General features: G+C 72.9%; 8 protein-coding genes. 2 read left to right on the top strand and 6 right to left on the bottom strand.

Features of this window, described 5'->3' with window-relative positions; translation table 11 throughout:
* Nucleotides 1-3 precede the first annotated feature (3 nt).
* Nucleotides 4-5,550: an FxSxx-COOH system tetratricopeptide repeat protein gene (fxsT, locus tag IE269_RS16465; protein WP_189823696.1), complete on the bottom strand. Its 5,547-nt coding sequence runs from the start codon at nt 5,548-5,550 to the stop codon at nt 4-6.
* Nucleotides 5,551-5,701: 151 nt separating this feature from the next.
* Nucleotides 5,702-6,142 carry a MerR family transcriptional regulator gene (locus tag IE269_RS16470; RefSeq protein ID WP_189823697.1) on the bottom strand — a complete coding sequence of 147 codons (441 nt, stop codon included), beginning with the start codon at nt 6,140-6,142 and terminating at the stop codon, nt 5,702-5,704.
* A 66-nt stretch (nt 6,143-6,208) separates the two neighbouring features.
* On the opposite strand from IE269_RS16470, the gene IE269_RS16475 reads away from it, so the two are divergent.
* The gene (locus tag IE269_RS16475; protein WP_189823698.1) at nt 6,209-7,378 is read left to right on the top strand and encodes an alkene reductase; all 1,170 of its coding nucleotides are present in this window, start codon (nt 6,209-6,211) and stop codon (nt 7,376-7,378) included.
* On the opposite strand, the gene pdxR is transcribed toward IE269_RS16475, so the two are convergent.
* The 3 genes from pdxR to IE269_RS16490 form a co-directional block, all read right to left on the bottom strand.
* On the bottom strand, nt 7,288-8,787 hold the full coding sequence (pdxR, locus tag IE269_RS16480) for a MocR-like pyridoxine biosynthesis transcription factor PdxR (RefSeq protein WP_189823699.1): 1,500 nt from the start codon (nt 8,785-8,787) through the stop codon (nt 7,288-7,290). The genes IE269_RS16475 and pdxR overlap by 91 nt on opposite strands.
* 81 nt (nt 8,788-8,868) lie before the next feature.
* Nucleotides 8,869-9,657, bottom strand: a complete 789-nt coding sequence (locus IE269_RS16485) for a B3/B4 domain-containing protein (protein WP_229897757.1) — start codon at nt 9,655-9,657, stop codon at nt 8,869-8,871.
* Between the two features lie 2 nt (nt 9,658-9,659).
* On the bottom strand, nt 9,660-10,265 hold the full coding sequence (locus IE269_RS16490) for a LysE family translocator (RefSeq protein WP_189823700.1): 606 nt from the start codon (nt 10,263-10,265) through the stop codon (nt 9,660-9,662).
* Nucleotides 10,266-10,436: 171 nt separating this feature from the next.
* On the opposite strand from IE269_RS16490, the gene IE269_RS16495 reads away from it, so the two are divergent.
* Nucleotides 10,437-11,117: an SMI1/KNR4 family protein gene (locus IE269_RS16495; RefSeq protein ID WP_189823701.1), complete on the top strand. Its 681-nt coding sequence runs from the start codon at nt 10,437-10,439 to the stop codon at nt 11,115-11,117.
* Here IE269_RS16495 and IE269_RS16500 read toward each other — a convergent pair.
* Nucleotides 11,108-11,734: a GNAT family N-acetyltransferase gene (locus tag IE269_RS16500; protein WP_189823702.1), complete on the bottom strand. Its 627-nt coding sequence runs from the start codon at nt 11,732-11,734 to the stop codon at nt 11,108-11,110. The genes IE269_RS16495 and IE269_RS16500 overlap by 10 nt on opposite strands.
* Nucleotides 11,735-12,184: the final 450 nt, after the last annotated feature.

A 12,184-nucleotide genomic window follows, 5' to 3' on the forward strand; every position in this document is an offset into this window, starting at 1 on the left:
GGTTCAGTCGCTCCCTTGCTCCGGCACACTGCCGCGCACTTCGGGTACGTGGACCACCGTCTCCAGCTCCTGGAGCGCGAGCCCGGAGTCGTGGTCGTACACGGCGAACCGGAGCGGGTGCGCCCCGGGTTGCCGCGGGGTGAAGGCGAACACGGCGGACGGCCCGCCCGGTACGTACTCCACGGCGGCCGGGGCGACCACCGCATCGGTACGGCAGTCCGCCACGATCTCGACGCGGTCCAGGTCGGGGGCCGGGACGTCCTCGTTCCGCTCCAGACGCACTTCGATGGCGGAGGTCCGGCCGACGGCCGTCTCGTCGCGGAGCGTCAGCCGCGGCCGACGGGCGGGGCGGGCGGTGCGCAGGCGCCAGCGGAGCTCTTCGGTCTCGGGGTGGTCGGGGCCGAGGGCCCGCTCATGGCGGTCGAGTACGTCGTGCTGCTCCTCCGGGGCGACCGGTGCGTCGGACTCCAGCCGGGTGAGGACGAGTTCGGCGTGGCTCTCCAGGGTGTCCGGGTGGTCGGGGCCGAGCAGGCAGGCGCGGCCGGAGTGGACGGCCTGGAGCAGTCGGACTGCTTCCGTGGGGCGACCGGAGGCCCGGAGCGTGCGGGCCAGCTCGACGGCCGGGCTGGACTGTCCGCCGCCCCAGTAGTCGGCGTAGAAGTCGATCACCAGCCCGAGCCGCACCGCCTCCTCCTGGAGCGCGGTGAGTTCCGGCCCGTACTCTTCGGGCCCGTCGGCGCCCCTAGCGTCGAGCGCCGCCGCCCGCAGATGGACTTGTACGAGGCCGTCGAGGTCGCTCGGCCAGTACGGTCCGGGCCGCGACCGGCTCACGGAAGGGAGCAGCCCCTCCAGGACTTCGCGGGCCGCCTCGGGTTCCCCTCCTTGCAGCAAGGCGTGTCCCAGGTCGCCCCACGGGCCCCACGTACGAGGATGGTCCGCGCCGAACAGACGTACTACGTCGGCCACGGACTGCCGGGCCAGGGGCACCGCGCGGTCCGCGAGCCCGGAGTCGGCCAGTGTCCAGATCAGATGGCCCCGCACGCGGGACGTCCGGGTGTGCTCCTCCGGCAGCAGTTCCTCGCACTGCTTGCGCAACTCCTCCAGGAGATCCGCGGCCCGGACCAGGTCGCCGCTCTCCCGGACGGCGAGCGCCAGACTCAGCCGGCAGGACAACGTCTCGGTGTGGTCCGCGCCCCGGACGCGCTCGCTGTCGGCGACCAGGTCGAGCAGAATCCGCACGGCACTCTGCTGCTTGCCCACCCAGCGCTGCGCCCGGGCCCAGTCCTTGCGGGCCTCCAACGTCGAGTGGTGGTGCGGTCCGAGGACCCGGTCGCAGTCCCTGACGAGGTCCTCGCGGATCCGCAGCGACCTGCGGTAGTCGCCCGCGTGCCCACACGCCGAAGCGAGTTTGGAACGGGCTTCGAGTGTGCGCCCGTGGTCCCCGCCGACTGTCCGGGCACAGTCCTCCACGAGGAGTTCCGCGGCGCGCAGGGCGGGCCGGACGGTGGAGGGATTCAACAGGACCCAGACGAGATCGTCGCGCACTTCGAGCGTCTCGGCGTGATCGGGGCCCCAGTGGCGCTCGTGCTCCGCGTGCAGTTGGAACAGCTCGCGCAGGGCTCCCGTCCGGTCACCGGCGAGTTCGCGCTGCCTGGCCAGGGCCGTCCGGGCGTTCAGGACCTGCGGGTGACGGGCACCCAGGGCGCGGGTCCGGTCCAGGATCTGCTCGGCCAGGGAGACCGCCTGCGCGTACTCTCCCGCACGCTCCAGGGCGTCCGCGAGCAGGCTGCGGCTGTTGAGCGTGGTGATGTGCGCTTCCCCCAGCACCTTCGCCTGGTCGGTCACCAGGGCAGGCAACCCCGCCAGGGCGCGCCGGAGCCGGCCCGAGCGGAGCCAGGCGTAGAGCAGCCAGGCGCGTGCGTTGAGGGTGTCCACGTGATCCGGCCCCAGCACGCGGGTGCAGGCGTCCAGCAGAGGTACGGCGAACTCCTGGGCCAGGTGGTGGTTGCCTGCGGCGAGGTGCCCCGCGACGATGTCGCGCCGGATGTCGAGCACGTCGGGGTGGTCGTCCCCGTCGCGCGCGGACTGTGCCTCCCGCACGGCCGTCAGCACGGCCAGGGACGCTTCGTGCCGACCCGCTGTGCGCAGGATCAGTGCAAGACCCCGCCGGGAGCGCAGCGTGCGCGGATGGTCGGGGCCCCAGGTGCGGGTCCATCCGGCGATCGCTTCGAGGTACAGGGTCTCGGCCCGCGTGTGGTTCTGTGTGGTGGAGTGCGCGTTCGCCAGGGTTTCGAGAAGGACCAAGGCGTCCGGTGCCTCGTCACCCAGCAGCCGACGATACGTGTCGAGCAGACGCTGGAGCTCCGTGATGGCCTCGTGATGGCTGCCCGCCGACAGGTGGGCCAGTGCCAGACCGTGGAGCGCCGACAGTGTCTTGGACGTCTCGGCACCGGCGAGCCGCGTCCGGACGGCGACCAGTCGCTCGAACTCTTCGGCTGCCAGGACTCCTTGATCGGCCGACAGCAGACCCCAGGCGAACAGTTGGCGCGTGTAGAGCGTGTCCGGGTGCTCCTCGCCCTGCACACGCACACGGTCGGCGATCAGTTCGGTGAGCACGACGAACAACGGGCCGAAGTCGTAGGCATCCTGGAAGACGCAGCCGAGCATCTCGCGGGTGTCCAGCGTCTTCGGATGATCCGGGCCGTGGACCCGCACGTGGGCCTCCACCAGTTCCTGGTAGACCCGGACGGCATCCGCGTGACGACGTGCCCCGGCGAACAACCTGGCCAGGGCGCTCCGAGTGGCGAGGATGCGCGGATGGTCGGCACGGAGGAAGCCGTCCATGTCGTGGAGCAGGCTCTGCAGTTCCGCCACCGCTCGCGCGTGGTCGCCGTTCTCCTGGCGTGTGGTGGCGAGGACTTCGCGCACCTCCAGAACGTGCGGATGCCTCGGCCCCAGCAGGGCGACCCGGTCGTCCAGGACCTGGACGTAGAGAGCGACGGCTTCCGTGAACCGGCAGGCGGCGCGCAAGGTGTTGGCCAGCCTCACGCGCGCCGTGAGGGTGGCCGGGTGGTCCGCCCCCTGTGCCCTGGTGCGGTCGGTCACCAGCCTCTCGCGTTCGTCCAGAGCGCGACGGAGGTCTCCCGAGCGTTCCAGGGTCAGGGCGAGAGCGCCCCGGGCACGCAGCGTGTCCTGGTGCAGCTCCCCTCGTACCGCACGCAGACTCGCGATCACCGCCTCGTAGCAGACGGCCGACTGTACGTAGTCCTCCCGGAGCCCGTGCACCTCGGCGATGTCGTCCCGATAGTCCAGCGTCGCCGGATGATCCGGCCCCTGTGCCCGCGCGCTGTCCTCGGCCAGCGACTCGAAGAGGGGCAGCGCGACGTCGGGTCCGTCGGCGTCGATCACCGCGTAGGCGAGACCCTGCCTGGTGTCCAACGTGTCCGGATGGTCCGGCCCCTGCACCCGCGTCCGCGCCTCCAGCACCTGCTCGTAGATCTCCACCGCCACCCTCGGCTCACCCGCCGTCAGATGCGCCGACGCCAGCCACCCCCGGCTGGTGAGCGTGTCGGGATGGTCGGGGCCGTGGGCGGAACTCCGGTCCTCCACCGCCTGCCGGTACAGGAGCAGGGCCTCGGCATGGTCACCGGCCGTGAGACGGGCGTACGCCAGATTGGTGCGACTGGTGAGGGTGTCCCTGTGCCCGGCGCCCAGCACCCGTTCGCGGTCGGCCACCACCGAGGTGAACTCCCGCACCGCGTCCACGTGCCGCCCCGCCGTCTGGAGGGCGTACGCCAGCTCGTTCCGGCTGTGCAGCGTGTCCGCGTGGTCGTCGCCCTGGACACGGCGGCGGACGGCGACGACCTCCTCCAGCTCCGTCACCGCGCGCACGACCTCACCGGCCTTGCGGTACGCGTACGCCAGCCGCTCCCGGCTGGCCAGCGTCTCCGCAGCCTCGGGTCCGGAGACCGTCGTACGGTCCAGGAAGAGGTCCTTGCACAGGCCGATCGCCGTGACGGGGTCACCGGCCTTGGCATGGAGTTCGGCGAGACGGTCCCGGTGGCCGAGCGTGGTCTCGTGGTCCACCCCGCGCCAGCGCGAGTTGAGGTCGACGACCCGCTGCATCAGCGGGATGGCCAGAACGTGTTGTTCGCGTACGACCAACTCCGCCGCGCCCCGGTCGTACATGGCCACCAGCGCGGCAGCCGCTTCGGCGTCCTGTGCCGCCCCCGTCTCGGCCAGTGCCTGGATGTGGGTGAGGAAGGGGCCCACGTCCTTCGCCGCGCCCGACACGGCGGCGGCAAGGGCCCGTTCCGCCCGGTCGCGGGCGCCGGGGGACCGGGCGGCCGTCGCCCTGCGCAGTGCGCGCTGGAGCAGCCGGTGCAGGGTGATGCCGCCCGGGCCCAGGGCGACCAGGTGGTAGTCCCGCAGGGCGTCGAGAGCCGCCCGGTTCTCCCTCGCCCCGCCGTCCATGTGCGCGAGGACTCCCAGCGGCAGGGCTTCGGGGGCGTACCAGGCCAGTGCGTGCAGCAGGGGCACCGCCGCAGGATGCCGGGGCCGGATCGCCTCCAGGCTGGTTCGGCAGATCCGGTCCACGGCCCGGTCCGCCGCACTGTCCCCGCTGTGCCCGCTGTGCCCGCTGTGCCCGCTATCCCCGCTGTGCCCGGTCCGCGCGCTGCGGGCCAACTGTGCCCGGTAGGCGGCGAACCCGGTCCGGGTCTCCCGCAGATAGGCGCGGGCCTGCGCCAGCGCGAGGGGCAGATGCCCGAGGTCCGCCGCCAGGAGCTCGGCCTGGGTCTGCTCGGCCTTCGCGGGCGGGGACTGACCGGCCGGTTCCGCACCCGGACCGCAGAGCAGGTCCAGCGAGGCCTTCCGGCTGAGTACGTCCAGGCTGATCAGCTCGGTGCCTTCGAGCCACCCGGTACGGACCCTGCTCGTCACCAACTGGTGGCCCCGGGACAGGAGCCGGCCGAGGAACGGCGTGAGGTGCTCGGGCCGCTCGACGTTGTCGTACACGAGCAGCCAGCCGGAATGCGCCTCCAGCCAGGCCAGGGCCCACTCGGTGCGCTCCACCGGGGTGGCCCGCCGCGCCCACCCGGGGAACAGGGCGCGCGTGAGGTCGGCCAGCCCGGACGCGATCTGCTGCTCGCTCTCGGCGGTGATCCACCAGACGAGGTCGTACGTTGCGCGGCGCGCGTGCGCGTAGTGCAGCGCCAGGGCCGTCTTGCCGATGCCGCCCAGCCCGCTGACGGCGGCGGCCGAGTGCTGGGTGATGACCCCGCCGCCGTCGGCCAGGGAGGCGTCGACGTGGGCGAGTGCCTCCGCGCGGCCGACGAAGGGCTGCCGGGAGGGGTTGGGCAGGTTGTCCAGCGGCCGGCCGAGCGCGATCCGGGCGGCGGCTTCCTTCGCCTCGGGCGGCAGTACGGTCGCGCGCTGCTCGGCGTGGGGGTTGCTGCCGGGACGGGTGCCGTCGCCCTCCTGGCTCAGCGACAGGGGACCGCTCCGGGCACCCTCGACCGCTGCGGAGTGCGACTGCTCGGTGATGATCATCGCTCCCCCAGGCTGCTGACCACCTTCCCGCCTGCGCGCGGGCGACGCGGGAGGGCCACTCTAGGGACGGCGGCGAAGGCTGTCACGGAGGCGGGGGAAGGGAAGGGGACAACCGGCCAAATCCCTCAGCCCGGGAGGGATGTCAGGAGCCTCACGCGTCCCGCAGGTCCCGCTTCCGTGTCTCGCCCGCCCAGTCCGCGCGTACGGTCTGACCCCCGAGCCCCATGTGCGCGACCTCCTCCGCCGCCACCCCGATCACCTCGTCCAGCACCGCCCGCGACCGCAGCAGATCCGTGATCATGCCGTCGATGCGGGCCCGTTCCGCCGTGAGCTCCGCGAGCAGTCGCGGTGTGGCGACGGCGGAGGGGCCGCCGTCGGAGTCGCGCAGGCAGGGGAGGAGCTGGGCGATCTTCTTGCTGTGCAGCCCGGCCGCGTACAACTGCTGGATGAGGACGACCCGGTCCACCGCCCCCTCGGCGTACTCGCGGTGGCCGCCGGGCGTCCGCGTGGATCCGAGCAGCGCCTGCTTCTCGTAGTAGCGCAGGGAGCGCTCGCTCACCCCGGTGCGCTCCGCCAGTTCACCGATCCGCATGCCTCTACCTGCGCTTTCTCAGCGGGACTTGAATCTGACACCGGTGTCAACTTCTACCGTACGGGCATGACGAACACAGCCGCAGCAGCCGCCCTCTTCCAGCCCACCCGCCTCGGCCCCCTCACCCTCCCCAACCGCCTCGTCATGGCCCCCCTGACCCGCAACAGGGCCGCCGCCGACGGCACCCCCCTCCCGCTCATGGCCACCTACTACGCCCAGCGCGCCACCGCCGGCCTGATCATCGCCGAGGCCTCCCGGCCCAACGCCGTCAGCCAGACGTACGCCAACACCGCCGCCCTGTACACCGCCTCGCACGTCGCGGGCTGGCGGCGGGTGACGGACGCGGTACGGGGCGCGGGCGGCCGGATGTTCGTGCAGCTCCAGCACGGGGGGCGGGTCGGGCACCCCGACAACAGCGGGCTCGTTCCGCTGGCCCCCTCGCCCGTCCCGCTCCCGGACACCGTCCACACCGCCTCCGGCCACCAACCGGCCGTCGTACCGAGGGAGATGACCCCCGACGACCTCCGCGCCACCGTCGCCGACTTCGCCGAAGCCGCCCGCAGGGCGATCGAGGCGGGCTTCGAGGGCGTCGAGGTGCACGGCGCGAACGGTTATCTCCTGCACCAGTTCCTCGCCCGGAACACCAACCTCCGCACGGACGAGTACGGCGGATCGGTCTCCGGTCGCATCCGGTTCGTCGTCGAGGTCGTGCGGGCGGTCGCCGAGGCGATCGGCCCCGAGCGGGTCGGCGTACGCCTCTCGCCCGGCCTCACCGTCAACGGCATCGCGGAGGGCGACACCGACGCGATCTACGCCGCCCTCGTCCCCGCCCTCGCGGAACTCGGCGACCTCGCCCACCTCCACCTCGTGTACGCCGACCCCGACGCACCCCTCTTCCACCGCATCCGCGCCGACTGGCCCGGCACCCTCGTCGCCAACCCGGTCCTCCCCGCCGAGCAGATCCCCGCCGACGGCGGCCGCAGCGCGGCCGAACGCCTCCTCGCCGCCGGGGCCGACCTGATCTCCCTCGGCCGCCCCTTCCTCGCCAACCCCGACCTGGTCGCCCGCCTGCGCACGGGGGCGCCCGTCAATCCCGTACGCGACAAGGGCCTGATGTACGTGGGCGGGGAGCTCGGCTACACCGACTACCCGACGCTGACGCCGGCCAGTTCGCGCAGCGTCCGGCCGATGACCTCCACGCCCTCCGAGACCGTGCCGGCCGTGCCCGCCGCGTAGCCGAGGACGAGTCCGGGGCGGCCGGGGAGCTGGCGGTGCCAGGACAGGGGCTGGCACTTCACGCCGCGGGCGAGTGCGGCGGCAGCCAGTTCGGTGTCGGGGACGTCGTGGGCGTACGTCACCGTCAGGTGCAGGCCCGCCGCCGCGCCGTGCACCACCGCACCCGGCAGATGCCGGGCCACGGCGGCGATCATCGCGTCGCGGCGGCGGACGTGCCGGCCGCGCAGCAGCCGAAGGTGCCGCTCCAGATGGCCGGAGTCCATCAGTCGGGCGAGGACCAGTTGGGGGAGGACGGCGTTGCCGAGGTCGGTGAAGCGTTTCGCCTCGGTGAGCGGGCTCAGGTGGCGGGGCGGCGGCACCATCCAGCCGATGCGCAGGGCGGGGGCCAGGAGTTTGGAGACGCTGCCCAGGTAGCAGACGCGGTCGGCGAGGAGGGAGCGGAGGGCGGGGACGGGCGGGCGGTCGTAGCGGTGCTCGGCGTCGTAGTCGTCCTCGATGATCAGGTGGTTGTCCTCCGCCGCCCAGTGCAGCAGCTCACGGCGGCGTTCGCCGCTGGTCACCATGCCCATCGGGAACTGGTGGGCGGGGGTGAGGAGGACGGCGGGGGAACCGGTCGCGCGCAGTGCGTCGACGCGCACGCCGTCCTCGTCGACCGGCACGGGCGGGGTGGTGAGGTTCCCGTTGAGGAGGTGCTGCCGGGTACCGAGCGAGCCCGGGTCCTCGACGGCGACGCTGTCGATGCCGTCGGCGCGCAGCACCGGGTGCAGGAGGGTCAGCGCCTGCGCCGTACCGGCCACGATCAGTACGTCGTCGGGGCCGACCCGGATGCCCCGGCTGCGGCCCAGCCAGTCGGCGACGGCACGCCGCAGCAGGGGTGCGCCGCGCGGGTCCCCGTACCCGAGGTCCTCCGCCGAAAGACCGGCCAGCACCTCCCGCTCGGCGCGCAGCCAGGCCGCGCGGGGGAAGGCGGACAGGTCCGGCTGCCCGGGGGTGAGGTCGATCCGGGTCCGGGTGGCGCGCAGGGCGTCGAAGATCTCGGGGCCGGGAGGGCCGGTGAACAGGGACCGGTGGGGAGGTGTGCTGCGGGAGGGGGCGGGTTGTCGCCGGGCGACCGGTGCGGCGACGACCGTGGTGCCGCCGCGCCGGCGGCCCTCGACGTGACCGTCCTCGGTGAGCCGCCGGTACGCCTCGGTGACCACGCCCCGGGAGACGCCCAGTTCGGCGGCGAGGATGCGGGTGGGCGGCAGTTTGGCGCCGACGACGAGCCGCCCGTCCGCTATGGCGTCGCGCAACTGTTGGGCGAGCCAGTCCGCCTTGCCGCCCAAGGGGGCGCTGCCGAGGTCCAGTTGGAGGAAGTCGGAGCCGTGGGTGGCGAAAGTGCTGGTTGTTGTGGTGGTGGTGCTGGTCATGCGTCCCCCTTGCTCGCCGGACCCATGCTGCCACCTGGCCGGGCCCGACCGGTGAGGGGGACGCGCCCGGCCCCCGGCGGCCTACCTCGGGTCCTCGGTCCCGAAGGCGAACTCCGGGGCGGAAGGGGTGAGCACGGCCGATACCGGGGTGGTGGGCCAGTGCGTGGACAGCTCCTCGGTGAGGGACTTGAGCAGGGCGGGGACCGTGTCCGTCCCCCCTCCGTCGTGCATGGCTTCGGTGACGACGAGGATGCGGGAGGTGTGCGGGCCGACCGCCGAGTGGCCGCTCTGGCGGTTGGTCCAGCGGCGGGCGTGGGCCCGGTCGGCGGAGTCGACGAAGGTGACCTCGCCCGGGGCCGGGTGCTCGGAGTCGCCGCCGAAGGTGGTGTAGAGCTCGTCGCCCCGGGCGGGGCGCACCTCCAGGAGCGGGCCGGCGATGCGGTCGGCGTCCAGGGCGGCGACCGGGATTCCGTACGCGACGGAAAGGGCGTTGCACAGGTCGACCACGGGGTGGATGCGGGGGAGCGAGCCCTCCTTGCGGAGCCGCCGCAGGAGGGACTCGGAGGCGCAGCGGTACTGCGTCGGCTTGAGGCCGATGCGGGTGAACGTCCGCCGCCAGGCGAGGACTTCGGGGAACTGCCCCTCGGTGGATTCGGCGAGCCGGGCCAGCGCGCGGGCGGTGTACTCCGCGATCCGCTCGTCCAGGTCGGCGGCCGGGCCGACCCCGGGGGCGTAGAGCGCGCCCGCGCTCAGCTCCGGGTGGGCGGCCCAGATCGTATCGGCGTGACGGAAGCGCATGTCATGACGGACGTGGATGTCGTGACGGATGTGCATGTCCTGACGGACGTGGATGTCCTGGCGGATGTGCATGCTCAGGCCACCGCCAGCCGTGCGCTCAGGCCAACGAAGGACACGGCGAAGATGCGCCGCAGCGCGGTCATCACGCGGGGCCGGGCCAGCACCCGGTCGCGTACGGCGGCCGCGCAGATCCCGTACGCCGCGAAGACGGCGAAGGTCAGCACCATGAACACGGCGCTCAACTCCAGCATCGCGCCCAGCGAACCGGCCCGCTCGGCGGGCACGAACTGCGGCAGGAACGCCACGAAGAACATGGTCAGCTTCGGATTGAGCAGATTCATCAGCACCGCGGAGACGATGACCCGCCCCGCAGGCCGGTGCTCCACCTGCTGCCCCACCTCCAGCACGTCCTTGTCGCGCAGCGTCGACCACGCCATGTACAGCAGATAGCCGACGCCGAGGTACTTCACCACCTCGAACGCCACCGGGCTGGCGTGCAGCAGCGCGGCGAGCCCGGTGATGGACGCCAGCAGATGCGGTACGACGCCGAGCGTGCAGGCGAACGCGGCCACCACGCTCGCCCGGCGGCCGTGGGACAGCCCGGCGGCGAGCGTGAACACCACGCCGGGGCCGGGGGTGAGCACCACGGCGAGGGTGGTGAGCAGGAACGCGACACTCAAGGGGGACCTCCAGAAGCTCTCTTGGCCCTCCCACCCTGGTCCGCCCATGGTCTGCCGAGAAGGGCCAAAGATAACTCGCCGGACAGGTCCAATTCCAATGAGTTCACGGAGCGTCCGTTGTCAGACCCGGCGTCTACGGTGGGAAACACCTGAACCAACCGGGGGATTCACATGAACGACGACGTACACCTGAACGACGACGTACACCCTGACGTGGCCGACCTGCTCACGCTCGTGCCCGCGGACTTCGCGGGCGGCGAGCGGATCGACTGGGACGCGGCGGAAGCGGCGTTGGGCACACGGCTGCCGAGCGACTACAAGTCCGTGCTCGACGTGTACGGAATGGGCGACATCGACGACCTCGTCCTCGTGCCGGCCCTCCCCAGCTCCATACCGGCGTACGCGGACTTCCACATGGCGACCCAGACGGCCGAGCTCCACATCCTCTGGGAGTCGGGCCGGGGAATACCGGGCGTGACCCTCGGGCCCGAGGCGCTCCTCCCCTGGGGCACGGGTATGAACGCCAACGAGACGGGCTGGCTGATGAACGATCCCGACCCGGACCGCTGGCCCGTGGTGGCCTGGCGGCGCCACCACTCGGGTCAGGCCTGGGCGCTGTTCGAGTGCGGCATGGCCCGCTTCCTCACCCGCATGATGCGGGGCGAGTTCGAGGAGTGCCCGCTCGGCCACGAGTCGCTGTGGAACCGGACGGGCACCTTCGTCAGCTGGCGCGAGCAGGGCCGTCGTTACGTCGCGGGCCTGGACCCGAAGACGGGGGAGCCCGACCCGTTCGCGGGCATGTACCCCGTGGACGAGGCGGCCTGGACCCCGCGGGTCTCCGCTCAGCCCTGAGCGGAGGGTGCCGGGTCCGAGGCGAGTCGGGCGTGGAGGTGCTCGTCGTGGTACTCGCCGTCGCCGAAGCGGAACGAGGAGCGCAGTGTGCCCTCGGCCGGGAAACCTGCCCGCAGGCCGACCCGGCAGGAGGCCTCGTTCTCCACAGCGTGGGCGAGTTCGAGCCGCCGTACGTCCGCCGTGCGGAACGCCCACTCGGCCGCGACGAGCGCGGCGCGGGTCGCCAGACCCCGGCCGCGGGCGGCGGGCAGCAGCCAGTACCCGATCATCCCGAGCCCGTCCGAACGGTCCGTCCACCGCACGGTGAGCGCACCCAGGAACGAGACATCCCCCGACTCCGCCGCCGGGCCGTCGAGCAGCGCGAAGGTGGCGAGCGACCCGGCATCCCAGGCGTCACCGCGCACCCCGATCCACTTGGCCGCGGTTGCCCGGTCGGTGACGGGCAGGGGATTCCAGAGGGCTATCTGCGGGTCGGCCGCTGCGTCCGTCAGCCCCCGCACGAGCGCGGGCGACTCGACATCCTTCCGGCTCCAGGGCCGGAGGTGGGCATCACCGAGGTCGAGGGTGGTGGGCGTGAAGGTGCGGGGGTCCGCGGCGGGTGCGGTGGAGGTGCTCATGGGGCCCTTTCTAACGGGCTTTCACAGCTCCGGCCAGGGATTTTCGTGGGGGCAGGGGCAGGGGCAGGGGCAGGGGCAGGGGCTGTCCCGATGTGTGTCTCCGCCACGCGGGCGCACCTTTCCCGTGCGGGCCGCTTCACCTCCGTGCCCCTTCAGGGGCGCGGGGAACTGCGCGCCCAGCCACGACGCTCCCGCACGGAACCGTGCAATTGCCCCTGCGGGTTTAGGTGAAGGGGCGGGGCTGGGGACCCCATGGCCCGGCGGGCCGGTGCTTCACGTGCCCGGTGCCGGGAGGCGCCAGAGGGCCCTGCGCCTGCGCGTGTCCGGCGTCCGAGGCGCGGGCAGGGGCGGTACCGGGGTGGGCCGGGAACGGGCGGGCAAGGGGGCTGGGGAAGAGGGAGGAGGCGGGCGGCCCCTCCGCACAAGGGGTCCACGGGGAAAGGGGGAGGG

Origin of the sequence: Streptomyces spiroverticillatus (assembly GCA_014650415.1) — a bacterium.
GTDB lineage: Bacteria > Actinomycetota > Actinomycetes > Streptomycetales > Streptomycetaceae > Streptomyces > Streptomyces spiroverticillatus.